This is a genomic window from Paenibacillus sp. FSL H7-0943 (assembly GCF_037963265.1).
Lineage (GTDB): Bacteria > Bacillota > Bacilli > Paenibacillales > Paenibacillaceae > Paenibacillus_AQ > Paenibacillus_AQ odorifer.
In genome coordinates, this window is sequence record NZ_CP150148.1 from 4,642,550 (window position 1) to 4,667,419 (window position 24,870).

The 24,870-nt window shown below is 45.1% G+C and carries 29 protein-coding genes; 3 read left to right on the plus strand and 26 right to left on the minus strand.

Features of this window, described 5'->3' with window-relative positions:
- Positions 1-51: 51 nt before the first annotated feature.
- The 12 genes from NSQ55_RS20315 to NSQ55_RS20370 form a co-directional block, all read right to left on the minus strand.
- Positions 52-693 (minus strand): hypothetical protein, encoded by a 642-nt coding sequence (locus NSQ55_RS20315; protein ID WP_076127543.1) that lies wholly within the window; start codon positions 691-693, stop codon positions 52-54.
- A gap of 111 nt (positions 694-804) precedes the next feature.
- Positions 805-1,188 (minus strand): aspartate 1-decarboxylase, encoded by a 384-nt coding sequence (gene panD / locus NSQ55_RS20320; RefSeq protein ID WP_036676288.1) that lies wholly within the window; start codon positions 1,186-1,188, stop codon positions 805-807.
- A complete protein-coding gene (gene panC / locus NSQ55_RS20325) occupies positions 1,181-2,071 on the minus strand; it encodes a pantoate--beta-alanine ligase (RefSeq protein ID WP_339168842.1) in 891 nt (296 codons plus the stop codon). Before panC ends, panD begins: the two co-directional genes overlap by 8 nt.
- A complete protein-coding gene (gene panB, locus NSQ55_RS20330; protein WP_076127540.1) occupies positions 2,072-2,938 on the minus strand; it encodes a 3-methyl-2-oxobutanoate hydroxymethyltransferase in 867 nt (288 codons plus the stop codon).
- A 336-nt stretch (positions 2,939-3,274) separates the two neighbouring features.
- Positions 3,275-4,075: a biotin--[acetyl-CoA-carboxylase] ligase gene (locus NSQ55_RS20335; RefSeq protein WP_076127538.1), complete on the minus strand. Its 801-nt coding sequence runs from the start codon at positions 4,073-4,075 to the stop codon at positions 3,275-3,277.
- Positions 4,065-5,462, minus strand: a complete 1,398-nt coding sequence (locus tag NSQ55_RS20340) for a CCA tRNA nucleotidyltransferase (RefSeq protein ID WP_339168847.1) — start codon at positions 5,460-5,462, stop codon at positions 4,065-4,067. The genes NSQ55_RS20335 and NSQ55_RS20340 overlap by 11 nt, the downstream gene beginning before the upstream one ends.
- Entirely contained in the window at positions 5,437-6,597 is a 1,161-nt protein-coding gene (gene bshA, locus NSQ55_RS20345) for an N-acetyl-alpha-D-glucosaminyl L-malate synthase BshA (protein ID WP_036676278.1), read from the minus strand. Before bshA ends, NSQ55_RS20340 begins: the two co-directional genes overlap by 26 nt.
- Positions 6,598-6,833: 236 nt before the next feature.
- The gene (gene bshB1, locus NSQ55_RS20350; RefSeq protein WP_038572419.1) at positions 6,834-7,526 is read right to left on the minus strand and encodes a bacillithiol biosynthesis deacetylase BshB1; all 693 of its coding nucleotides are present in this window, start codon (positions 7,524-7,526) and stop codon (positions 6,834-6,836) included.
- Complete coding sequence (mgsA, locus tag NSQ55_RS20355; RefSeq protein ID WP_036676275.1) at positions 7,523-7,945, minus strand: methylglyoxal synthase; 423 nt, start codon at positions 7,943-7,945, stop codon at positions 7,523-7,525. The genes bshB1 and mgsA overlap by 4 nt, the downstream gene beginning before the upstream one ends.
- A gap of 15 nt (positions 7,946-7,960) precedes the next feature.
- Entirely contained in the window at positions 7,961-8,764 is an 804-nt protein-coding gene (gene dapB, locus NSQ55_RS20360; protein WP_036676273.1) for a 4-hydroxy-tetrahydrodipicolinate reductase, read from the minus strand.
- Positions 8,765-8,798: 34 nt separating this feature from the next.
- Entirely contained in the window at positions 8,799-9,320 is a 522-nt protein-coding gene (locus NSQ55_RS20365) for a tetratricopeptide repeat protein (protein WP_036676272.1), read from the minus strand.
- A gap of 59 nt (positions 9,321-9,379) precedes the next feature.
- Complete coding sequence (locus NSQ55_RS20370) at positions 9,380-9,709, minus strand: nucleotide pyrophosphohydrolase (RefSeq protein ID WP_036676271.1); 330 nt, start codon at positions 9,707-9,709, stop codon at positions 9,380-9,382.
- Between the two features lie 167 nt (positions 9,710-9,876).
- Between NSQ55_RS20370 and NSQ55_RS20375 the strand changes: the two genes are divergently transcribed.
- Positions 9,877-10,746, plus strand: a complete 870-nt coding sequence (locus NSQ55_RS20375) for a YitT family protein (RefSeq protein WP_076127532.1) — start codon at positions 9,877-9,879, stop codon at positions 10,744-10,746.
- Between the two features lie 60 nt (positions 10,747-10,806).
- Here NSQ55_RS20375 and NSQ55_RS20380 read toward each other — a convergent pair whose 3' ends face one another.
- From NSQ55_RS20380 to NSQ55_RS20435, 12 genes are all read right to left on the minus strand, one after another.
- Positions 10,807-11,709, minus strand: coding sequence for a sporulation protein YpjB (locus tag NSQ55_RS20380; protein WP_339168851.1), 903 nt, complete (start codon positions 11,707-11,709; stop codon positions 10,807-10,809).
- Between the two features lie 155 nt (positions 11,710-11,864).
- Positions 11,865-12,512 carry a DUF1405 domain-containing protein gene (locus tag NSQ55_RS20385; protein ID WP_051490910.1) on the minus strand — a complete coding sequence of 216 codons (648 nt, stop codon included), beginning with the start codon at positions 12,510-12,512 and terminating at the stop codon, positions 11,865-11,867.
- 91 nt (positions 12,513-12,603) lie between these two features.
- Positions 12,604-13,476, minus strand: coding sequence for a menaquinol-cytochrome c reductase cytochrome b/c subunit (locus NSQ55_RS20390; protein ID WP_076134674.1), 873 nt, complete (start codon positions 13,474-13,476; stop codon positions 12,604-12,606).
- A gap of 26 nt (positions 13,477-13,502) precedes the next feature.
- Positions 13,503-14,174: a cytochrome b6 gene (locus NSQ55_RS20395; protein ID WP_036676266.1), complete on the minus strand. Its 672-nt coding sequence runs from the start codon at positions 14,172-14,174 to the stop codon at positions 13,503-13,505.
- Between the two features lie 5 nt (positions 14,175-14,179).
- Positions 14,180-14,734: a ubiquinol-cytochrome c reductase iron-sulfur subunit gene (locus NSQ55_RS20400; RefSeq protein ID WP_076127525.1), complete on the minus strand. Its 555-nt coding sequence runs from the start codon at positions 14,732-14,734 to the stop codon at positions 14,180-14,182.
- A 239-nt stretch (positions 14,735-14,973) separates the two neighbouring features.
- On the minus strand, positions 14,974-15,393 hold the full coding sequence (locus NSQ55_RS20405; RefSeq protein ID WP_076127523.1) for a DUF2487 family protein: 420 nt from the start codon (positions 15,391-15,393) through the stop codon (positions 14,974-14,976).
- Positions 15,394-15,577: 184 nt separating this feature from the next.
- Entirely contained in the window at positions 15,578-15,757 is a 180-nt protein-coding gene (locus NSQ55_RS20410) for an IDEAL domain-containing protein (RefSeq protein ID WP_036676261.1), read from the minus strand.
- A gap of 245 nt (positions 15,758-16,002) precedes the next feature.
- Positions 16,003-17,088 carry a hypothetical protein gene (locus tag NSQ55_RS20415; RefSeq protein WP_339168856.1) on the minus strand — a complete coding sequence of 362 codons (1,086 nt, stop codon included), beginning with the start codon at positions 17,086-17,088 and terminating at the stop codon, positions 16,003-16,005.
- Positions 17,089-17,177: 89 nt separating this feature from the next.
- The gene (locus NSQ55_RS20420; protein WP_076127520.1) at positions 17,178-17,765 is read right to left on the minus strand and encodes a histidine phosphatase family protein; all 588 of its coding nucleotides are present in this window, start codon (positions 17,763-17,765) and stop codon (positions 17,178-17,180) included.
- Positions 17,766-17,943: 178 nt separating this feature from the next.
- A complete protein-coding gene (locus tag NSQ55_RS20425; protein WP_051490909.1) occupies positions 17,944-18,390 on the minus strand; it encodes a hypothetical protein in 447 nt (148 codons plus the stop codon).
- A gap of 152 nt (positions 18,391-18,542) precedes the next feature.
- Positions 18,543-19,130: a sigma-70 family RNA polymerase sigma factor gene (locus tag NSQ55_RS20430; RefSeq protein WP_036676255.1), complete on the minus strand. Its 588-nt coding sequence runs from the start codon at positions 19,128-19,130 to the stop codon at positions 18,543-18,545.
- Between the two features lie 551 nt (positions 19,131-19,681).
- Positions 19,682-19,861 carry a hypothetical protein gene (locus NSQ55_RS20435; RefSeq protein ID WP_076127519.1) on the minus strand — a complete coding sequence of 60 codons (180 nt, stop codon included), beginning with the start codon at positions 19,859-19,861 and terminating at the stop codon, positions 19,682-19,684.
- A 193-nt stretch (positions 19,862-20,054) separates the two neighbouring features.
- Here NSQ55_RS20435 and NSQ55_RS20440 point away from each other — a divergent pair, with 193 nt between their 5' ends.
- Together NSQ55_RS20440 and NSQ55_RS20445 are read left to right on the plus strand one after the other, a co-directional pair.
- A complete protein-coding gene (locus NSQ55_RS20440) occupies positions 20,055-20,621 on the plus strand; it encodes an XRE family transcriptional regulator (RefSeq protein ID WP_038572428.1) in 567 nt (188 codons plus the stop codon).
- A gap of 217 nt (positions 20,622-20,838) precedes the next feature.
- On the plus strand, positions 20,839-22,143 hold the full coding sequence (locus NSQ55_RS20445; RefSeq protein WP_339168860.1) for an MFS transporter: 1,305 nt from the start codon (positions 20,839-20,841) through the stop codon (positions 22,141-22,143).
- A 476-nt stretch (positions 22,144-22,619) separates the two neighbouring features.
- Here the strand turns inward: NSQ55_RS20445 and NSQ55_RS20450 are convergent, their stop codons facing one another.
- Together NSQ55_RS20450 and hisC are read right to left on the minus strand one after the other, a co-directional pair.
- Positions 22,620-23,714 carry a prephenate dehydrogenase gene (locus NSQ55_RS20450; RefSeq protein ID WP_326047953.1) on the minus strand — a complete coding sequence of 365 codons (1,095 nt, stop codon included), beginning with the start codon at positions 23,712-23,714 and terminating at the stop codon, positions 22,620-22,622.
- 46 nt (positions 23,715-23,760) lie between these two features.
- Positions 23,761-24,858 carry a histidinol-phosphate transaminase gene (gene hisC / locus NSQ55_RS20455; protein WP_076127634.1) on the minus strand — a complete coding sequence of 366 codons (1,098 nt, stop codon included), beginning with the start codon at positions 24,856-24,858 and terminating at the stop codon, positions 23,761-23,763.
- Positions 24,859-24,870 lie beyond the last annotated feature (12 nt).

The following is a 24,870-nucleotide window of genomic DNA, read 5'->3' on the forward strand; positions in this document are numbered from 1 at the left end:
TGGTTCAGGGGATGCATCGCTTGAATGGAAATTTCCAAAACAGTTATTCTTTTACAAAAGGGAAACCAGCTGATTTCCAAAATGCAGCTTCCCTCCACGACGGCGGCATACCTCTAAGTTAACGTTTGGTTCCGGAAGCGCAGGGTCATGCTGCAAAGCAAGATCAAACAATTCCTGCGCTTCATTGAAACGTTCCTGTGAGGCTCGTATGCAGCCTAAAGCATTATAAACCATGGCTTTCAGCTTGGTTTCCCGTATCAAGCCCAGCATATGGTTCAGATGACTCCAAGCGGCCTCACCGTCACCTTCCTGCAGATAAGAGATGGCTAAATATAATCGAGCAGCCAAGCTATCCGGGTATTGCGCAATAACTTCTTTAAACTGATCAATACACTTTCCATACATCAGCAGCTTATAATACCCCTGACCTCTTACAAAGGAATCCATACATAGCTCTGGTGCTTCCTGTTCCGGCACTTCCTCTTCGACCACTGCTGTAAAATCAGCACTTTCGCGAAAGGAACTAAGCTTCTCAGCAAAAGCGAGCCATTCATCCATCACTTTATCGCTCAGTCTATGCAGCATATTATAATTGCATAAAAGCTCGTTCCGGCGGGCACCCTCCGCTGTAGGGTAATCTGTTACGATCTCCTGAAGCACCTTGTTCATTTCAGCAAACAAATGTTGAAACATGGGCGATCCCCCCTTACTGAAGATGAAATCAGTTCAGCTTGCCTGACTTCATTTTCTGCGAGATCGGGGTCTTTCATCCCTGCCATTCATTACATGGCGTAAGTCCATACATTAAGCGATTGTAGCATGCAATTCATGATCAGCCAGCTTCACTGGTTTGTTATTCTCATCCACGAATACCACCGTTGGCTTATGTGACTCCAGTTCTTCCGAGGACAACATCGCATAGGAAATGATAATTACTGTATCGCCCGGCTGAACAAGACGAGCTGCGGCACCATTAAGACAGATCACTCCGCTTCCACGCGGTCCAGGGATTACATAGGTTTCCAGTCGTGAACCATTGTTGTTATCCACAATTTGAACTTTTTCATTCTCAAGAATGTCCGCGGCTTCCATCAAGCTCTCATCAATGGTAATACTGCCCACATAGTTCAAATTCGCTTCCGTTACTGTTGCGCGGTGAATTTTGGATTTCATCATATGTCTAAACAAGTGCAGCAACCTCCTTTGGTATAAATACATTATTATCAATCAAGCGTGTTCTGCCAAACTTCACGGCGAGCGCTATAATAATTTCCCCATCCACTTCTGATAAAAGAGCTTCATCCTCTAATCCTTCAAGATCAGGGAATGTTAGGATCTCCGCATAATCAATCATCGCTAGAGGAGAGCTGGAAATAACCGATGTCAACAATTCCCGCACTTCAGCAACGGTTGTTACTTTTCCTTCTTCAATAGACTGACGTGCTTCACGTAAGGAACGAGATAACACCAATGCCTGACTACGCTCCTCTGGAGACAAGAATACGTTACGTGAGCTGAGTGCAAGTCCATCCCCTTCACGAACGATCGGACAAGGAATAATTTCGACATTCATATTAAGATCGGACACCATTCGGCGAAGCACTGCAACTTGTTGAGCATCCTTCAGCCCAAAGAAAGCATAATCCGGCTGTACGACATTGAAGAATTTATTAACCACTGTGGTTACACCATCAAAATGCCCAGGGCGGGAAGCCCCACAAAGCCGGGTAGTAAGCTCCGATACCGAGACCGTAGTCCGAGTAGGCTGCGGATACATTTCTTCCACACTGGGGATAAATACAATATCTACTCCCTCACGTTCAGCGAGTTCCAAATCACGACGCTCGTCACGCGGATAGGAATCATAATCCTCGTTTGGCCCGAATTGCAAAGGATTCACAAAAATGCTCATTACCACTGTGTTGCTCATTTCTCCAGCCCGGCGAAGCAAACTGGCATGTCCGTCATGCAAGTATCCCATCGTAGGAACGAACCCAATCGGGGCGTGCCCGCCTTGTCTCATATACTCCAAAGCTTCGCGCAGCTGCTCCATGCTTCTGACGACTCTCATTTATTTCCCTTCCTTTCTTGCAGCGCCATATAAAGATTCCAAAACCGTTTCATCTGCATTAAAAACGTGACTTTCATCTGGGAAGGAACGTTCCTTCACTTCCTTCACATATTGGCTGATGCCCTCACGGATTACATTACCCACATCCGCATAGGTTTTGACAAAACGTTTCTCACGGTAAGGTGAGGCATATCGCAGCAAATCATGGAAAACCAATACCTGTCCATCACAGTAACGGCCTGCACCGATCCCAATGGTTGGGATGCTAAGCGCTTCAGAGATCGCTTGGGCTACTTCTTCCGTTACCAGCTCCAGAACGATTGCAAAAGCACCTGCGGCCTCAAGCGCCTTAGCTTCATCCATCAGGCGTTGCGCATCTTTGGCATCTTTGCCTTGAATCCGGTAGCCACCAATCATATTCACGGATTGCGGAGTAAGCCCGATATGTCCCAGTACAGGGACTCCCGCAGCTACCACCGTAGCTACAGTCTCACAAATCTCGAGTCCACCTTCCATTTTGACGGCATGAGCCCGCCCTTCCTGCATTAATCTGCGCACTCCCCGCAGAGTTTCATCTACACTTCCGTGATAAGTCATAAATGGCATATCCGCCACGATAAAGGTGCTTTGTGCTCCTCGAGTTACCGAGCGGGTATGGTACACCATATCTTCAATCGTTACCGGTAAAGTTGTATCGTATCCAAGGACTACATTCCCAAGAGAGTCACCAACCAAAATAAGGTCGATACCTGCTTCTTCTGCAAGAACTGCAGACGGATAATCATAAGCGGTCAGCATGCTCAGGGGCACACCTTCTGCTTTCATTTTTTTCATTTTTACAATATTTAGCGCTTGTTTGTTTGCCATTTCTCTTTTCGTCCTCCTTTTTTAAGTAACCTGCCCGTAAAAATCGCAACAAAAAAACCTTTTAGCAATCATTTGCTAAAAAGGTCCGAAGGGCAAAAAAGAGTCACTTGCGATCGTCCCTTCTGTCTCGGTCCTTACGGCTCAGAGCAGAATCCAACGTAACCGTCAAACGCAGTTATGAAGGTATTTCCAATAATAAAAATATAAAAAAGTTCTTCAGTTCAAGAGTACAGTTCGATAAACGATACCGCCTCCGACCCATAGTATAACAAAAAAAGCTCGGAATTACACGAAAAAAATATGACAAGGGATGATACCCTTGTCATATAAAAAATATTATAAAAGTTCAATTTCACCTGAGCATACGTTAGAGATCTCTCCTAAGCTGTTTTTAAGCAGCAGACCACCTATTTCATCCAAACCTACTACCACACCTTCGGAACGCCCCTGAGGGCTATTCAGTGCGATCTGGCGGCCCAAAGTCACTGACATGGACTCCCATAGTTCTTTGATGGGTTTAAAACCTTGCTTCATGTACAAATTGTAATGCATCTCCAGCTCGTCCAAAACTGCTTTTACCAGCTCAGAACGGTCAACTGGAGCACCCCCCCGCTCAATCCGAAGTGAAGTCGCGACCTCCTGCAGATGATCAGGATAATCTTCCTCTGTCATGTTCGCGGAAATGCCAATTCCAGCAATGCAATAATGAAGCTCCCCTTCTCTTAGAGAAGATTCCAGTAAAATCCCACAAATCTTACGACCGCCTGCGAGCAGATCATTCGGCCATTTGATGCCGGCATCTACACCTGTTACCCGTCGAATTGCCTTACAGACGGCAACCCCAGCCAGCAATGTCAGCTGCGGAGTCTCCGACAAGGGTAATTGGGGCCGTAACACAATACTCATCCAAATGCCCTTGCCACGGGGAGAAAACCACTTTCTTCCCATTCGGCCTCGGGCGCCCGTCTGTTCTTCCGCGATGACAGTTGTCCCTTCCGGCGCGCCGTTCTCCGCTAAAAACTTAGCTTCTTCTTGAGTGGACACCACAGATTCCAGCAACTGAATGACGCCTACCCAATTCGAAGCGGAGGTCTCTCGCTTCAGCTCAGTTAGCGACAGCGCTTTATCATCGCTCATGTCTATCCATCCTTTTTGCTTCAAGCAGTAATAATTGTTTATCGTTAGGTAAATCACCTGAAGCGACCGCTTGCAGGAGTCCATTTAACATTTTGCCTAGCCATGGTCCCGGACGTTTGTCCAAAGCCCCCACCAGCTCATTGCCTGTAATCTCAAGCTCTGAAAGGCTGGTTAGCGGCATTTGAGCGATCCATTCTCTTGCCGCTTGTACATTTACAGCGGCAGGTGTTGTTGAGGCCTCTGTCGATTCCACGACGGAAAAGGCAGAAGAGGCCGCCGGTGAAACCACAGCGGGAAGCGAAGGTGCGGCGGCTGGCAGGATCGCCAGCAGCGAGAGCCACCCTTCGGCGGCTTCCACGCCGAAGGCCAGCACGGCGGCGATCCATTGCCGCCGCAGACCTTCCATGCCGCCCTTACCCGGCGGCATGGCCTCTATCGCAGCGGTCCAAGCTTCGCGGACCCGCAGCACCTGGACGACGCCGCTCCGCGTCGTCCCCGAGAACGTCCATGCCCGCAGCAGCACATCGGCCTCTTGGGCCGATTGCTTCAGGGCATGGAGGAGAAGCGCCCACCGCAGGCGGGCGCTCTCCAGTTCCCCGACCCCGGCCGTTAAGGCGGCAGCAGCCGCCATATCGGTTCCGGTCCAGGGGAACGGGGCTTTGCCGCGCGCCAGCAGCTCGCAGCGCGCTAGCATGCCGAGGCCGCGCAGAGGATGCGGCCCCTCGACGATGCGGTCCAGCTCCGCGCGGACACGCTCCACAGCAATATGCGCCAGCTTATCCCGCTGGCGCATCAGGCCCCTCCACGTGTTCTTCGCGATGGAGAAATCCAGCACCGATGCAAAACGAATGCAGCGAAGCATACGAAGTGCATCTTCGTCAAACCGCTCCTCCGCATCGCCTACACAGCGAATCACCTGCAGCTGTAGATCCTTCTCACCCTCAAAAGGATCAATAAGTTCCCCATTTAATCCACAGCAAATCGCGTTGATCGTGAAATCACGACGACGAAGATCCTCCTTCACATCGTTGACGAAAAAAACATGCTCAGGACGACGGTGGTCTACATAACCACTCTCTGTCCGGTATGTCGTCACTTCAAACCCACAACCATCCTGTATCACGGTGACCGTACCATGAGCTAATCCTGTTGGCACACTGCGCGCAAAGATAGCTATCACTTCCTCTGGCAGTGCTGAGGTTGTAATATCCATATCATGCACTGGCCTACCCAATAGCTCATCGCGAATACATCCTCCAACCCAATAAGCCTCGTGACCATTTTGGGTTAACTCGGAAATTACAATTTCCGCTGCAATTGCCATCGCAGAAGGTGCCATTGTCCATTCCATATATGACTCCTTACCCCCGAACCGGGTCCAGTCCAAGTACCTTGCGCCCCAGCACCCGGTAATAAATATCTTCATATTGTTTCGTTATCGAATCCTTACAGAAATCTTTGCAGGCTGTTTGTAAACAAGCTTCTCTGAACTGTTGCACCATACGTTCATCCGACAGGAGCTTAACTGCATATTTAGCCATAGCCGTTGTATCGCCAATCGGTGCAAGGAATCCAGTCTTTCCATGCTCTATAAGCTCAGGGATGCCTCCGGTTTGCGAGCCAATCGTCGGTACGCCGCAAGCCATTGCTTCCAGAGCAACCAGACCAAAGCTTTCCTTCTCGGAAGGTAGCAGAAGCAGATCAGCTAAAGAGATCACCTGAGCGATTTCATCCTGCCTTCCCAGAAAACGAACTTTATCTTCCAGACCCATTTCGCTAATTTTGGCTTGAATTTTGGGAAGATCCGGACCTTCACCTACAAGCAGCAGGCGTGAAGGCAGTTCACGATTCACTTTTGCAAAAACGTCAACAACATCGCTGACTCTTTTTACAGGACGGAAATTACTGATATGCATCAGAATCTTCTCATCAGGCGCTGCGAAATCTCCCCGCAGATCCGTTACATCACGCGGATAATAGACCCGATGATCCACGAAGTTATAAGTGAGATCAATGTCGCGGGTAATATCGAGTACGTCCCGTGTTTCTCTAATAAGATCCTGAGAGACCGCCGTAACGGCATCACTTTCATTAATCCCCAGACGAATCAAATCTTTAAGCGATTCATCCTGACCAAGCACCGTTATATCCGTACCATGCAAAGTCGTTACAACCTTCATATCGTTCCCAAGCATTTGCTTTGCAAGGAAAGCACACACTGCGTGTGGCACTGCATAGTGAACATGGAGAAGATCCAGATTTTGCATTTTGGCAACCTGAGCCATCTTCGTAGCAAGCGCTAGATCGTACGGAGGATAGCGGAATACATAATAATCGTTTACTTCTACCTCATGGTAAAAAATATTTTTCTGAAACGTTCCCAACCGGAACGGGATACTATGTGTAATAAAATGAACTTCATGACCCTTCTCGGCCAAGAGTTTACCTAATTCAGTCGCAACTACGCCTGAACCGCCAAGAGACGGATAACAGGTAATTCCTATTTTTAGCATACGATCCATCTTCCTGTCTCCTTCTTCTCCAGTATTGATTCGTGTAATGAATCATCTATTGTTTGTCGGCCGCTTTCAAAAAAGCGAAGCGAACACCGTTTCTTTCAAAATCACACAGGACTTCATTTCTCTAAGCTGTTCAAAAAAAGCTCTCAGGAGCGCAATGGCGTATTCATTCCAAGCGCTCCTGGATCAATCATAATCAGCTTATTATATTATCATACAAACTTCGTTATATCCGTTCCTTAAGTAAACAATTCCACCGTATGAGGTACCTTGGTTGCAAACCCTTCTGCATAAGGAATCAGCCTGCGCTGGCCAAGCAGCATATCTCTCGAACGGACTCGTTCAATGTAGCCTTCCGTTAACGGTGTGGATACAGCATCCTCACCCGGAGGTTTGGTGAACTGCGAGCGATAGCAGGACAATGCCTGCTCCTTCAAGCCATATTGTTCAGTAACATCAACAATAAGATCGGTACGTCCTAAATCATTGATAAAATAGAAGTACAGCTGTGGAGCAGGAATTGCCGGCTTGTCCGGCATATATTTACGTAGCTTGGCATTAAACACAGCCTCTTCCACCAGCTTGCTACAGGCGATATGATCGGGATGACGATCCTCCCAATAAGGAGCAAAAACTATCGTAGGAGAAAAGCGGCGAATTTCAGCAGTCACAGCCGCCACATGCTCTGCTGTAATAAAAAGCCCTCTATCTGGCAGACCCAGGTTTGTCCGCACGGATGCTCCGAGAAGGTCTGCAGCTTGCTGCGCTTCTTGCTTGCGAAGTTCTACTGTACCGTTCGATGACATTTCCGCGGCTGTTAAATCGCAAAGTCCCACCTTAAGTCCCGCAGCGGTATGTTTCGCAATTGTTCCTGCCATACCAATCTCCGCATCATCTGCATGCGCACCAAATACAAGAATGTCCAGCTTCATTCATCAACACCTGGTTTGTATTTGTGAACCAGTGCACGCCAAGCAAAATCACCACGATCAATCGCCTTCACAAGAACCTCCGCTGTGGCAATATTCGTAGCTACCGGTATCCCGTATACGTCACACAAACGAAGCAGAGCTGAAATATCAGGTTCATGTGGCTGCGCCATTAATGGATCCCGCATGAAAATAATAAGATCCAGTTCATCCTGTGCTACCATTGCACCGATTTGCTGATCTCCACCTAATGGACCAGACATGTAACGATGAATTTTTAAGTTAGTTACATCCATAATCCGTTGGCCAGTAGTCCCTGTAGAAAATAGTTCATGACCTTCAAATACATGTTCATAAGCTAATACAAAATTTACGATTTCATCTTTTTTACGATCGTGGGCAATAAATGCGATCTTTAACATGGTGTTCTCTCCTGTCTATTCTATAAAGTGCTCGAATCCATAGATCAAGCCTGTATATCCCATTACCTTTTCAATACCCATCTTAACGCCTGGCATATATCCTGCACGCTCATAAGAATCATGGCGAATCTTCAAGGATTGTCCGAATCCACCAAAAATCACTTCTTCTTGAGCAAACACACCAGGAAGACGGACACTATGTATCCGGAATCCGTTATAGTAACCACCACGGGCACCTTCAATGGTTTCTTCCTCTTTAGGATTACCTTGACGAAGTTCCTCACGAACTTCCGAAATCATCTCTGCGGTTTTGACCGCAGTTCCAGATGGAGCATCCAGTTTCTGGTCACCATGATACTCTATAATTTCCAGATGCGGGAAGTACTTTGAAGCTTGTGCCGCAAATTTCATCAATAGAATAGCTCCAATGGAGAAATTCGGAGCAATAAGTCCGCCAATCCCCTGTTCTTGACACTGCTTGTCCAGTTCCACCATCTGCTCCGGTGTGAATCCGGTTGTACCGATAACCGGACGCACTCCGTACTTAATAGCTAGCGCTGTATTCGTATACGCTGACTGCGGTGTAGTGAAATCGACAAGGACATCTCCGTTGCTTCCCGCGAGGGCGGCCTCAAGATCAGAAGTTACAATAACGCCTGAGTCTTCCAGACCTACCAGACGCCCTGCATCAATATCGCCCGAAGAACGATCTACTGCTGCTGCTAACTCCAGTTCTTCGTCCTGCAATACAAGTTTAACAACCTCTTTACCCATTCTTCCGCCTGCGCCGGATACAACGACCCTGATCTTGTTATTCATATTTTTTCCATCCTCGCTCTCACTAGTTATATAGTTATTGCATATACGATTGTATGGATTTCTGAAGGTCTCTCATCAATTCCCGCAAGCCAGAATCATCCGGATGTAACGAAATCACTTCTTTTAAGGCAGTCATAGCTTGTAAATGTTCATTCACTCGGCTATGCGCGATAGCAAGCCATACATAAGCATCCCCATATAATGGATCAAGGGTAATAGCCTCTTTGAGCAGTGTAATCGGATGATAAGGGTTGCGAGTTTTGTTATCTTCATCTTCTATCAACCGTTTGGCTTCTTGTACATGCATCATAGCCTGCAAATGCTGCAGATGCAGACTATACTCAGGTTTGCTGGTGTCCAGCTTTACAGCAGCCTGAGCATGAACTAAAGCTTTATCTAGCATACCACTGCGGGCATACGTTATGGAACAACGATATCTAACCTCGGCATCAGCAGGGCTTGCTGCAATTGCAGACTCGAAGCAAACAATAGCTTCGGCAAAGTCACTGCGCAATATCGAGCGGTAGGCCTCTCTTACATAATCCTTATGATCCATATACACACCATCCTCACGGCTAAATCCCGTTCGTTTGGTACAGCATATGTTATAGAGGCCTAATCGGTGTCTTTCGGCGTCCAACGTCCCGCATCACGGGTATTAAATTTATGCATTACCTTATTATGCGCTTCCGTCAGGTCTATCCCGAGAGAATTTGCAAAACAAACGGTAATAAACAGAATATCTCCCAGTTCAAGTTCAATGGAATTCTCAGCTTCATCAGACTTCTTAGGCTTCTCGCCGAACTCATGATTGACCTCTCTAGCCAGTTCTCCGACTTCCTCGGACATGCGGGCCAGCATAGAGAGTGGACTGAAGTACCCTTCCTTAAACTGCGATATATAAGCGTCTACTTCACGCTGTATGTCACCAAGACTTTTGTCCATAAAATGTAACTTCTCCCCCTCTGTATATCTTGCCTTCTGTTTGCCCCTATGTTATCGTAAAGACGTTTTGAAGACAATCTTTTTTGAATATTTTAACACACGCAAGAAAAGGTATACTTATTATAGGAAAAGAAAAACTGCCTACAAAAGGCCTAACGAGGGATTTCATGAATTCAAAAAAGGTAATTACAATCAGCAAGACAGTCGCTCCCATCTTGCTCGGAGCCGCAGTATATGCCTTCGGGCTACTGTATTTCATCATTCCTAATCAGTTGATGGAAGGCGGCGTAACCGGGATCACACTTCTCCTTAATTATGCCTTTAGTATTCCCATCTTTTTATCCACACTGCTGATCAATCTTCCTTTGTTTCTGCTGGGCTGGAAAGTTCTAGGCGGGCGGCAAATTGTGTATACAGGTGTAGGGATTGGGGCATTGACCTTTTTCCTGTGGGTTTTCGAACGAATGATTACTGCGGGATGGATTATCCCCTTCAGTACCGAACACGACTTTATTCTTGCGGCACTGTATGCAGGAGTAACGCTTGGAACGGGGCTTGGGCTTGTATTCCGTTTTGGGGGTACAACAGGTGGTGTAGATATTGTCGCAAGAATTCTGGGACGGAATTTTGGTTGGAGCATGGGGCAGATTATTTTGGCCATCGACATTATTATTATTGGCTCTTCCATCCTCTACATTCCTAAAGAAAAAATACTTTACACACTCGTCGCAGTTTTTATCTCATCACGAGTTATAGATTTTATCCAAGAAGGCGCCTATGCTGCCAAGGCATTTACAATTATCAGTGATGAAGCACCACAAATTGCCGATCTGATTACAGCCGAAATGGACCGTGGTGTAACCCTCATCCCTGCCATTGGTGCTTATTCCAAGCAAGCCAAATATATGGTGTACTGTGTAGTCTCAAGGCAAGAAATCCGCCGGCTAAGTCTGCTGGTCAAATCCGTTGATCCACGCGCCTTCGTAATTATTAGTGATGTACACGACGTACATGGAGAAGGCTTTCGAGAAACCTAAATAAAAAGGAGTGTAGGCCATTTCAAGCCCACACTCCTTTTTGCTGTTTATAATTTCATCCTACGGAATCGGCTTCCAATTCTGATTCTGACCACGATACTTGCGATAGGCTACATAGGCTAACGCAGCTATAATGAAGCTTGCGGCTAACCCTCCCCAAATCCCAAATTCTTGCGATGCCAGCGGCAAGGACAAAGCAGGTTCATCCTTCTCTTTTCCGAACATTACTCTTACCGCATCCTGACCATAAGATACAATTTCAAGCAGGCGGGCACGTTCAACCTTTTGTGAGGACGAAGGAATGCCGGCCGCATATGAGAGCCAGGAATCAAAAGCATTCACAACTTCAGGCTGGCGGGAGACAATCACTGCCGGCCGGATGTTATCATACCTGCCCTGCAGTCTTTCCAGAGCTGTTTTCCAGCCCGCCAAATCATTCGCAACCGCACTTTGCTCCATCGCATTTAGATCCTCACGAATCAGCTTGTAGTACTGAAGCCAAATAGGCTGGCGCGGATGATTAAGACTGTTGGCAGCTAGACGTAGCTTGGCGGCTGCCGCTTCCCATTGCTGTGGATTTATTTTCGCGCCTGCCACGGTAGCCTTCAGGTCCATAATGACCCCTGACAATGCATTAATACCCTCCACAGAGGTCATTCCTTCAAAGGATGAGGACACAAAGATCTTGGAGATCGCTTCGGTCTCCTGTCGGACCTTCATTACATCTCCTTCCAAAACATTCCCATACAATGCCTCAGCAGCTTGTTCCAGCTGCTGCGCTCCAGTCTTTCCGCTCATTACTGCCAAACCGTTGCCCGAACTAACGTCGGCGCTTTGCTTCGAAGCTTTGCCAGACCCTTCACCAGCATCCCCTAGCGCTGCTGAAGCCTTTACAACATCCATACTGGACAGCAGCCAGCAGAATACTAGAACAACCACTACATAATATCTCCCGCGGAGCATGAGACATCCCCCTCCTACTTAAGAAGAAACGACGTTGTCGTCTTTTAAAGACGATATTCGTTTCTCGTAAAATTATAAGGATAAAGCATAGTATAAAACTTATACTTCTTATAATTCTAAATGTATGGCAGGGGGACAAGGGATAGAACTGCTTACTAACGTCTATTCTTGAACTGATAGATTGACTCTACCGGTCTTTGTCTTCTACTAAACAACCAAGCAGCTGCAACACTAAGCAGCGTAAGCGCCATTGTAAAGTACTGTACCTGTATAACATAATCGTTCAAAACAGAAGGTAACCACGGATAGATTCCGTAAGAATAATCCAGCATATCGTTGGCGAGTGTCCAAAGCAGGGCTAATGGAATCATTTTGCGGAAAGAAAAAAACCTTGCATAAATCAATGCTTCAACTGCCATCCCCGTATGGGAGATTACCAGCATCCAATCTTTCCAAACCAAAACATCACCGTGATAACCCCCGGCAAAAATAATACTCACTGCCCATATCCCGTACTTCACTGACGTAACGACCGCCAAAGCCTCAATAAGTTCCCTTACATTGTTTCCTGTGTAGCTTTTTGGAGGAAAGAGCATCAGCAACAGAGCCAAGGTAAAAAACAAACTTGCGGTTGGACTATCCGGAACAAATGGAAGCAGCCAGTGTGGATAATTAGCCGCAGTGAACTCCAGTTGATTGCCATACCATATGTAACCATAAATTGTACCCAGGAAATTTACGATAAATAACAACCAGATAATTCCCCGGTTTTTAAACAGTTTGTTAAACCAATGAACTGGCATACAGATTATTAACCTCCCCAAGTAATGGCACTTTGCATTTAGACATACAAAAACCTGACCGCATGCACGATCAGGTTGCGTTATCATTATTTTACTGTTCGCTTTTTTGTTTGGCAAGCCAGCCGGCCAATGTATCAATATCCGCTTCTGATAGACCTGCTCCCAAGGCGGTATCGTACATTTTCGGCATCTGCCCTTGACCCTCTTTTATAATAGTAAGGATTGCTTCTTTGTCATGAGTGTCTCCAACTCCACGAAGTGAAGGTCCGCCCGCCCCTTTCAAATCCGCTGCGTGACAGGAGATACAAGTGGCTTGCTTGAAGAGCCCCATAGCAGGATCATCCTTGTCCACAATCGCTACTTCTTTTGGCTTAACGGCACTGGAGGTCGGAAGACCCTTTGCCCTGTTCTCCGCCGCCTTTTCTTCCCTTTGAACATCTTCAGGAATCTGACCCGTTTCAGCCATTTCATGTTTGTATTCAGTCCAGGCTGTATTGGTCAAATAAACAATTGCTGCAAGTGACAAGAACATTAAAGATGAAGCAATCGGCCTACGGTAAAAGCGACGCTCTCTACCCGTATCCAGAAAAGGAGCCAACAGAAGTGAACCAAAAGCTACACCAGTAACTCCTAGTGTACCCAGAACGATATAATCGCCCGAAGCATATGGGAGCTTCAAATACTGATAGAGGAACAAGAAATACCAGTCAGGAATCGGGATAACCGTAGCACTAGCATTTGCTGGAAACCCTAGCGGAGCTGGCTCTGAAATAGTAAGGACTAATATTCCTACAAGTACAACGACTCCGACCATCCATTCCTTCAGTAGAAAGTTAGGGATAAAGGCTTCCGATTTGCCGGGGTAAGCCGTGTAGTCCGGAGGTGTGATAAATCCGTTCCCTCTGCGAACTCTGGAATCACCGACATATACAACCTTTTCCTTAGAATTGTTTCCATGCGCCATCCGTATTCCTCCTCTCTCAGATTAACTTACAACGGTCCGGAAATCCCTTGTCTGCGGATCATAATAAAGTGTCCTACGAGCAGACTAAGAAGCACCGCTGGGAGGAAGAATACATGTAATGCGAAAAAACGAGTTAAGGTTTCGGCACCAACAATCGTTCCACCTTGCATCAGTTCCTTCAGCACCGGCCCCATCACTGGAACAGAATTGGCTATTTCAAGAGTTACCTTTGTTGCGAAATAAGCTTTATTATCCCAAGGCAACAAGTAACCTGTTAAACCAAGTCCCAACATTACGAAGAAAATCAGCATTCCAACTACCCAGTTCATCTCGCGCGGCGCTTTGTAAGAGCCTGTAAAGAAGACGCGCATTGTATGAAGGAACATCATAACAATTACTAGACTTGCGCCCCAGTGATGCATCCCGCGGACAATCTGTCCAAATGCAACACTTGTCTGCAAATACTCAACACTAGCATAAGCATTAATAATGTCCGGAACATAATACATCGTTAAGAACATACCTGATAAAATCTGTATGACTGTAATAAAAAAGGTCAGTCCGCCAAAGCAATACACGAACGCAGAGAAATGATGGGCCGGATTAACATGCTCAGGAACCTCGTGATCGGCCACGTCTCTCCAAATCGGCGTAACATCCAGACGTTCGTCAATCCAGTTATAGACATTTTTAAACATCAGAACTACGCCTCCTCACGAGCTACTGTATTTGGCACAATGTCTCCCAAAAGCACCCACCCGTTATCGAATTTCGTTTTATACTGGTCAAGCGGCTTAGGAGCAACTTCGAGATTTTTGCCAAGCTTTGTATAACGTGCACCATGGCAAGGGCAGTGATATTCGTCCGGATGAGCTTTATCGTTGTTCCACCCGACCGTACATCCCAAATGTTTACAAATCGGTGAAAGCGCATAAATATCACCCTTCGCGTCTTTCCGGATCCACGCAGTGAGTGTCGCTGTACTGTCGTACCATCCGTCCTTCTGTTTCAATTCAAAAGTAAATTCCTGGGGCTCTTCGGTGATTTTGCTTATCTCAGCAACCTTGATAAAATCTCCAGCACCCTTCTTATGTAATATCGGATCCACGACAAAACGGACCATGGGGAGAATTGTACCCGCCCCCATAAAAGCAGTGGCGCCACCAAGCGTGTAGGTCAAAAATTGCCTGCGCGACATCTCTTTACGGCTGGGTGGTTGTTCAGGCCATGTCTCCTGTTGTTCATTATGGCTGCTCATACTGTTATATAACCCCCTTCTCAAGATATAAGAAAGTATCTGTGGTGTCCGATCAGAGATGTCTCAATATAAATAATCCGTTTTCAAATCTTTTCAATGAAATACATCACATACCATTTGGATTCAACCTAATAATAGCTTAGGCTCCAAAACCCGTCAAGAATATTGTCTAATTTGTGACAGGCTAAAAAGCGGTTTCAACCTATAATTGTTGATTTTCTGTCACATTTATAAGGAGTTCATCCCCGCCACATGTCTTGAATTTTCATACTAATTTCACTGTTATTCCTCCCTTCTTGAGAAGCCTCAATGATAGGCAGAGAGAGAACTAAATCGCTTTCATAGATTTGGCTTTCTTGGAGAGGTACATCCGCTGTCAACACCACTACATGCTGGAAACCACTGGATTTGACTTTTTGGCAAATCTCATTAATTAAATTCACATAGCCCTCTCCAGCGTACTGAATGGCTGGGTAAGTCACGATCCGCCCCTTGAACGGTATTTCCACCATATCCATGAAATTACGTAATCTTTCGAGTGCCTGAACGGTCTCAGGAGGACTCTCAAGTCCACTTAATCCTGTAAAAGGTATGAGACATGTATCATAGAATTTTTGATTTTCTTCCCAAGTGTCCACCTCAAAATCGCTGAATTTCATTCCCATTCATCTCCCTATGTATAATTGTTAATTTTTCCGTTCTTTCGCAAAGCTTCCTGAAGTTATAGAACCCATTATATTGAAGGAGGAGGAGGAACGTCCAGATTTAGATTTTATATTTTCGTTCGATTAAGCAAATTGAGTAGATTATAAGCAAAAAAAGAAATGCGCTAAGCGCATTTCTTTATGCCAAACTTTTAAGTTCCTCAGTAAGATTTCGGAAAGCCATCTCATCTCCGGTAGCCAGCGCCGTGTCAATCTCACGGTGCAAGATGTCGGAGCGACGCTTTCGCAGCGCTTCATCCCACACCATTTCTGCCGCAAGTCCTAGCATCACTTCATACGTAGCCTTCATTTTGTCCATTCGATACACCTCCGCTGTTTAAGAGATCCTTTTTTCTTGTTATTTGATATTTTGATATCCATCAAGATGATTATGTTTTCGGTTTCAAGAGAATCGGCACCTACTAAAGCATATTCATCAATCCTGTCTTCGTTCTACATATTTGCCCATTCCGCTCAATACTTCCTCTATTGTACCCATCAGCAACAATAACGGATTCCTACATCTGCGTATGTAATCCCCATAAGCATTTCGCACACGCACCTCTACCGAAGATACTTAGGCACGGCTGTCTCTATCCCCCATGGCGTCATCATCACAGCGAGTCCACCAGAAGTCTCGCCCAATTTAAGCATCCCTAGGTGCACCATCATCCGTATTATACGTTGCTCTAGAATAGAAGCAGCACTGTCATAATAAAACGGTTTAATTAGCCACCCCACACCATCCACTAAAGAAGGTACTGTCACCCAATTACCGGCGCTGATGCTTATCCAATACACAAGTGAAGGTAGATTTGGCACAGCCCCTTTATATAGTCTTAACCAAAAAGAGAATATCTGCATCAACGAATCACATTTTCCATCGTTTAACACAGCCTCACCGGTCGCAGTAAGCCTTAGCCGGAAGCCTTCCTCAGAGATCCAGCGGCGGTGACGAATATAGTCATACAAAAGCGCAAATCTTGGAGGATAATGCTCACAAGCTCTCCCATAACCAAACCTCCAACCGCCTTTGCTAAGAAGCTCCTCCGGAATATGAAGCGCGTTCATCACACCTTGCTGATAACGCCTATACATTGCCCCTTCCTGATTCAGTTCTGGCTCATTGTCCTTAATATATCTCAGCAGCATTACCAGATCACTGATCATTAATTCTCCTTCACTGCGATACATCACAGGTTCAGGGCTAGTTGCGATGCTCTCTTTGATATGCGCACTCATCGTCTCCCGAAAACGCTCTTTTAAATCTTTGGGTACCTGGTACAAATATCTGGTCTGCTGTGAGGAACCACTAAAGAGCCAGCCTCCACTCTTGAAGCGAGAGACCATCTCCCGGAAACCTCCAGTTTTTCCTTCAGGTGCATTAAAAGACGCTTGCCTTGCCACAGCCAACAAATCCTCAAGACTAAAGTAGGTGCGTTCATCAAAAAGCAATGTATTTAAAAACCTTAAATCCTCCGGAGCGCATTCCCGGATATGAGACTCCATAAAACTTCTGCTTCCAAGCATAATCAAAATACTTTGGATCAAGTCGTGTTTGGAATTCTGTTTGCATTCACACCGGTAGCGGCCCGCTATGGCGGTCAGCTGTCCAATATCTGCATAAGTAAGCATATCCGCCAGATTCATGTTTTATCGCCTCACCGTTTTACTACCATTATGGGGAATACTGCCTATTTTATTCCCTTTATTGCAAAAAAAATAACCCGAAGCCCGGGTTAATGCTGATTTTGCAGGATATGGCGAGTACAATTATATAAAATAGGGTTCCATTCCCGCTCTTTCTTCTCCAGAATCGTCAAGGATAGATTGCCAATTCGTTCAGAATACTTATCCTTGTAAAGAGCAGTATACAGCTGAGCAAGAAATCCTCCATGGGATATGACGAGTATATTCCGATTGGGATGCAATGCAGAAATATCTTCCATAAAAGCAAGAGCCCGCGCCTGAAGCTGTTCGTCGGTTTCTTGACCGAGGGAGAGCTGGCTCCATTCCTTACCCCACTTCTCTTCACGTTCTGCGGCAGTAAGCCCCTCTACCTGCCCATAAGCACGTTCCCGGATACGCTGATCAGGTTCTAATAGCGGAATCCCTAACTTGTCAGCAATAATCTTACCGGTCTCAGCAGCGCGGGAAAGATTACTAGTAACGCAGCAGTCCCAGCTGTACGGTTCCTGTAATAAGCGGTCAGCAAGCATTGCAGCTTGCATCCGTCCTTCATCATTAAGTGGAATATCACTTTGTCCCTGTATTTTCCCTATCGCGTTCCAGTCCGTCAATCCATGGCGTATCAAGCCGATTAGCATGTTGCCTCCCCCTTTTCAGCAAAGTATTTGTCTCTTAATGTAACATGGATGAAATAAAAAGTCTTCTTTTTATGAGTTTTACAATGCAAAAAGCCCCTCATTACATTAAGTAAAGGGACTCATTCAATGTTCTGAATATTATAAACAACGGAAGCAAAGACATACGTCTAATAACCCTCTATGATCGGCGATAACGATTCAGCCTAGTTAATGAAAATACTGCAAAGCCTACACCTAACATTGATAACATCATCCAGTATTGAGGATGAGTGGGTCCCATACTTACTACAAGGGGTTCAATGATCCCACCTTCAGAGCCCAAAATTGGATACGTTGATTGCCATTCCATCGAGGATCCAGCGACACCTGTCTCCACAATTCCACTCTGAGCAACAACTGCATCACCTGGAGTTCTGAACATCGTAAAATAAAGAACGCTGGACAGAAATATTGCCAGAAAGCATGCGATCCATAAGCTAAGCCGATGGCGAACAATAGCAGAGGTCCCAGCAGATTTCCCGTCACCGGGCATCAACCATGGACTCTCTAAATAAATCCGCTCCATGACCTTAACATTTATGGCTTCAGCACGCTCTTCACTGATCTCTTCCCTCAAATCTTGCATAAGCAGGCTGCTCTCTTGCCATAGAGCCCATTCTGCAGCGCAGTAAGGACAAGTTTCAATATGTCTTTCAAGTAAAATCCGCCTAGGATGTGTGGGGGGAGCGTCCCACAAGAGCGGAATACATTCTTGCGCTTCCCTGCAATTCATTCGCCTTACACCCTCTCAACCTGCTCTTCAACTTCAGGCTCATTGAAATAGGATTCGAGTTGAAGCTTCACACTACTCCTGGCACGAAACAATAATGATTTCACTGAGCTTACACTCTGATCTAAAATTTCTGCGATTTCTTGATAGTCCATTTGATCATATTCACGTAGGATAAGTGCAGAGCGTTGTTTTTCGGGAAGATTATTTATCGCCTCACGGACCAAATTCATCCGTTCATTGCGCAATGCAGCCTGCTCGGGTGCAACTTCAAACGGTGCTACTGGTGTATATCCACTCTCTTCCAGAGATACATTACCGGCACGGTTCTTGCGAAGCTCACTTAGAACAGTGTTGCGGGCGATAGTGTACAGCCATGTTGAGAATGAAGCATCTACCTCTCGAAAGGAATGCAAGCTACGAAATGCCTTGTAGAAGGTCTCCGAACAAAGGTCCTCTGCGATAAGCTCCATATGTGAATTTCTAAGCATATGATATACAAATGCTAGTATTTTACGTTGATAGCGACGCATTAATTCTGAATATAATTCCGTGTTTCCTTGTTTGATTTGCTGGATCAACTGGGAATCCGTCATGGTGAGATTGGCCCTCCTCGCCCTTGCACGTCTTTTCCCATCCGGTCCGTACTTATTATACCGGTTTGGGCTTTAAAAGTTGCGGTGTTACTGCAAATTTTTAGTTTTTTTATGAAATACACCTATGTATATTCAACTACCCGATAATTAAGGCATGATGTATATGAAGAAGACAAAAAGAAATAAGGCATACTTCTAATTTTACATAAATATAGAAACGAATCTAGAAACATACCTGCTCTATTGTACCACATATTCTCATAGGATGACATTAATAGACTTTAGATAGGTCGACTCGCCAGCAAGACCCGACATTGGATTTCTGACTTAGAATCCGGCTTTAAAAATAACACATTTATCAATTTTTAAAAACTGTTGACAAAATGTAAACGTATACATATAATAAAAGTACAGTATGGTTTCTCTCCACTCCTATCCAATACTTAACGGTTCCAATTTATTGTGAACTGTAGCCGCTTACTTTGTAAGCGGTCTTTTTTTGTCCTGAAAGCGCTCTACCTTTTTTTTAGATGATCTATATTAGATTATTTTTAATATAGCGAGCGAATTAGCTTCCACAAATCCCCACAATCATCTATTACCCCGTCTACGTCCACTTGAAGAGATATCTGCTCATTACGTTTCCCAATGGCTTGCAGCCCTGCGTTACGGCTCGCTTGTACGTCATTCATTGGATGATCACCTACAAATATAGACTCCTCTGCGCTCACCCCATTGGTATTCCTCCTTTTGCAAAAATAAAGGATTAAACCGGGGAAGGTGATAAGCCTACGGGCAGGTTCGTTACATAGACGTCATTTGCATAGCTGCGTGTGTAATCCACCCTCTAATCCTAATCGTATGGAAAAGAGTCAGGATAAACAATATACTAGCTATAAAGTTATTTGTTGAGGTGAATTTGAAATGGATGAAATCGATGAATCAAAACAACTGGTACTACAAATCGGCGGTGCCTTGAAAAAGTACAGAAAAGAAAAAAACATGAGCTTAGACGACTTAGCGGAATTAACGGGCGTAAGTAAACTTACTCTGGGGAATATCGAACGTGGCGAGACAAATCCAACTTTGGCGATAATATGGAAAATTTCAAAAGGCATATCTTTGCCCCTATTAGCTTTGTTCAAATCTGAAGACCCTGTTAGTTTGTATCGAGCAGGCGAAGGTCTCCGGTTTTCTAATGATCAAAAGAATTGGATCATAGAACCCGTCTTTAAAAACGTAAGCAACGATATTGAAATGTGTCGGGCTTACTTACAGCCAAATAGTTCGTATCACCCTGAAGGTCATCATGTGAATACAACTGAAATTGCGACAGTAATGACTGGTTCCATTGAAATACGAGTCGATGGAGAAATGTACACATTAAATCAATATGATACGATCAGTTTTCGTGCAGATCGCCCTCACTCTTATACCAATCATACGAATAGCGAAACAGTGCTCCATATCTCCTTAAAATATGGTTTCTAAAAGTCGAAAATTTCACCTATTACATGCAACTCAGTATTCCATTCTAAATGGAAACTCTGAGTTGTATTTTTTTATCTAATATAAGCATTTCAAGTTATAGAACTATCTCAATAAAGTAAACTTTAAAATACTTATTGTTAAATTTAATATACTATACTATACTTTCATTGTCCGCGCGGATATTAGTACGCATTAATTCTGGGAGGGAAAATGAAGAATGCCGAATAAAAAATTCGTACCATCATCTTTAGGGCTGCTACTACTCGGCATTATTATTATTGCCGCAAATTTACGTGCTCCCTTAACCTCGGTCGGTCCTTTAGTGGGTCTCATAAGGGATGACGTTCATATTTCCAATACTTTAGCAGGCTTGATCACAACGGTACCTTTACTTACCTTTGCTTTATTATCGCCTCTAGTACCAAAACTAGGACGTAGGTATGGAGTTGAACTTTTAATTTTGTTTGCCCTGATCTTTTTGACTGTTGGAATTGTAATACGTTCTTTATCTGGGGCTGCAAATCTGTATATTGGAACTGCAATTCTTGGATTTGCAATTGCCGTTTGTAATGTATTAATGCCAAGTTTAATCAAACGTGATTTCCCTAATAAAATCGGTGCCATGACTGGTGTATTTGCAATTTCAATGAGTTTATCTGGAGCGATCGCCTCGGGAATCAGTGTACCGCTAGCTGCAAACGCAGGTTTAAAATGGCAGGGTGCATTGGGAATTTGGGGGATCCTAAGCTTTGTATCGATCCTCTGCTGGTTGCCTCAATTAAGGAAGCGTACGAAGCAAACAGCCTCGACGAGTCAACAGATGACCGGCAATGATGTGAATGTTTGGCGTTCCCCTCTTGCCTGGCAAGTAACCTTGTTTATGGGGATGCAGTCTATGATTTTCTATGTGCTGATCGCATGGTTGCCTGAAATTTTAAAACAGCAAGGCATTGACTCAAGCCAATCAGGATGGTACCTCTCAATAATGCAGTTAGCACTGCTTCCATTTACCTTTATTGTCCCCGTTATTGCAGGGCGAATGTCAAATCAACGTTCGTTAGTGTTCATTACAACCATTTTGCTTTTGACGGGAACGCTCGGACTGCTTTACGGAAGCTCCAACATCATTCTGTTGTGGATCATCATACTCGGAATTGGTGGAGGCTGTGCCTTTAGCTTGTCCATGATGTTTTTCGGTTTGCGTACTAAAAATGCGCATCAAGCAGCGGAACTGTCTGGTATGGCGCAATCGATCGGATATCTGCTTGCCGCAATCGGTCCTGCCCTTATAGGATATCTGCATGACACCACAAATAGTTGGAACCTGCCACTATTCATACTGCTTGGCGCTTCGGTCTTACTCTTTATTGTCGGTCTAGGAGCAGCAAGAAATCGTTTTGTAGGTAGCCAAGCTAGTTACGAAGAAACAAACTCAAGTACCAGAGAATTTCTTGGAAGAAATACTGATCGAAATGAAGAAAGCGAGTTGGGGAACAGTTGCAACAAACCAAACCTAAATTAGAGTCTTCGGGTATTAATCCGGAAGCATTTTGCGGCACTCCTTTCTTTGCTTCGTTGATCAAAAAACATTTAGCTTGTACGAAGACGCTATCGGACACAGTTGACCTTAAACGCAGCATTAATCCACATTTGGGATGCTAACGGACCGCATAGTAGCTATTGGCACGAAAAACACCCAATATAAGCCTCTTTATGTGAAATAGCGTCTGTGGAGTCCGAAAGACTGCTTCAAAGGCAAAAAACGAGCAAATAACGTCATTAGGGTCCGTAAGTACTAGGTGGTACTTATACTGGTACTTATACTGGTACTTATACTGGTACTTATGGTGGTACCGATGCCGATGACGATACTGACGGCATGTTGAAATAAGCAACCAATAACCCAAAAAACAAAAAAATAGCGATTCTCTATTCACATGAGAATCGCTATTTTACTGTTTTTTATGATTTAAAAATGAACCCGAACTAACCTTAATACTACACGTATACCGTATAATCATGATGCTGCAACAGGATCTTCGCCCGCTCCATATCGTTCTCCTGACGGAAAGAGAGACGCATAATCCCCGGCACATCTTCACGGCTTTCGATAATTTGTACGTTGCTAAGGTTAATTCCTTGATCCCCCAGCTCTGTAGCAATACGACCGATAATCCCCGGATGATCCGGTACATCAATATGTAGGTCAAATAAAGGTGCTATCATACCTTTACGCCGTTCAGGCAATTGACTACGGAAGCCATTGGCTTCATGAAATGCCTCTTCAATCCCTACACCATCTTCATTTTCCAGCAAACGAACAAAAGAAGAAACTTCCTCGTTCCAATCCTTCAACAATCGAAGCATCACTGAACGATTGTTTAACAAGATATCACGCCAAATAATTGGATCACTGGACGCAATTCTTGTAATATCCCGAAAGCCCCCTGCAGCTAACGTACTAAACAAGGAGTCAGTATCATCATAAGCTTTAATCTGATTTACCAGCGCAACGGCAATAATATGTGGCAAATGACTAATGGCGCCTACAATCTCATCATGACGTTCTGGATTAAGGCGTACAATCTGCGCTCTAGTAAGGTGGAGTAAGGACTCCAACGCATGATAAGCCTCGTCTGGCACTCCCGGTGGAGGCGTTAATACGTAATAGGCATTCTCAAACAACAGCGATGAAGCTGCCTCAACACCTGAACGCTCTGATCCTGCCATAGGGTGACCGCCGATAAAATGTACTCCAGGAATATCCAAAGAGACCGCGCATGCGGCAATACTAGCTTTCGTACTTCCAACATCTGTAATGATGCAGCCGGGCTTGAGCGGCAATTTGCTTAACTGCTGCAAATAATCCTCTAGCATACCCACCGGCACACATAAAAAAATGAAATCGGCATCGATTGCCGCTTCCTCCACAGACAATGTGGCACTATCGACCACACCTCTGCTAATATACTTACTCGCGGATTCAGGACGGTGGGCATGGCCAACGACGGTCAGGCCCTCCTTGCCTTTAAAGCAAAGGGCCAGTGAGCCTCCGATCAGACCGACACCGAATATTGCTATTTTTGTCGTCATGTTCTTTGAACTACCTGCCTTCTTTAGTCTTGACTTGCTGTTATTACTAAGCGCGTACTCCACTCTCTATAAGAGTTTGTTCCAGCGCGGTGATAAAAGCTGTATTCTGCTCAGCCGAGCCTACAGTAACCCGAATATAAGTCGGATAAACCTGATGACCCGCTCTTACGATGATTCCTTTACGCATCAAAGCATCAAAGACCTCTGTAGCAGGCTTACGAACATCTACCATGATGAAGTTCCCGTGTGCCGGGAAGGATTCTAGACCCAGACGTTTGAATTCACCTTGCAATTGGACAATACCCGCGCTATTAAGACGACGGCATTCCTGTACGTAATCTTGATCATTCAAAGCAGCAAGAGCTGCAGCTTGAGCAAGTCGTGAGGTATTAAAAGGCTCACGTACCTTGTTGATCAACGAAATGATCTCAGGACTCGCAACACCGTATCCAATACGCAATGCAGCTAAGCCATAAATTTTGGAGAATGTGCGAAGCACAACCAGATTCTTGTAACGAGTCAGTAACTGGATACCATTGGAGTATGAAAGATCTGTTACATACTCACAGTATGCCTCATCAAGGACAACCATTACATTGGAAGGCACAGCATCCAGGAAAGAAACCAAAGCTTCCTCTGGAACAATCGTACCTGTTGGGTTATTCGGATTACAGATCCAGATAACCTTAGTGCGGTCCGTTATACGGGCCAGCATCCCATCCAGATCATGTGTACCTTTTACAAGTGGCACCTCAATAGATACCGCACTTTCGATGTCTGCGTTACTCTTATACACGGAGAAGGTTTGGTCCGCCATGATTGTCTCATCACCCGGTAAGAAAAAGGCACGAGCAATAAGTGCAATAATCTCATCTGAGCCACAGCCAAAAATAATATTGTCGTTATTCACGCCAAGACGGCTGGAAAGTGCTGAAGTCAATTCAACGGCTGAGCCGTCCGGATAAAGATAAAGATTCTCAAGTTCTGCTAGAATTGCTTCTTTTGCACTCGGTGAAGCTCCATACGGGTTCTCATTGGATGCAAGCTTAATAACCTCACTTAAGCCAAGCTCCTTCTTGACTTCGTCTATAGGTTTCCCTGGTTTGTAGACAGGGAGATTAACTATATTCGGTTTTGGATTCATACAATAGTCCTC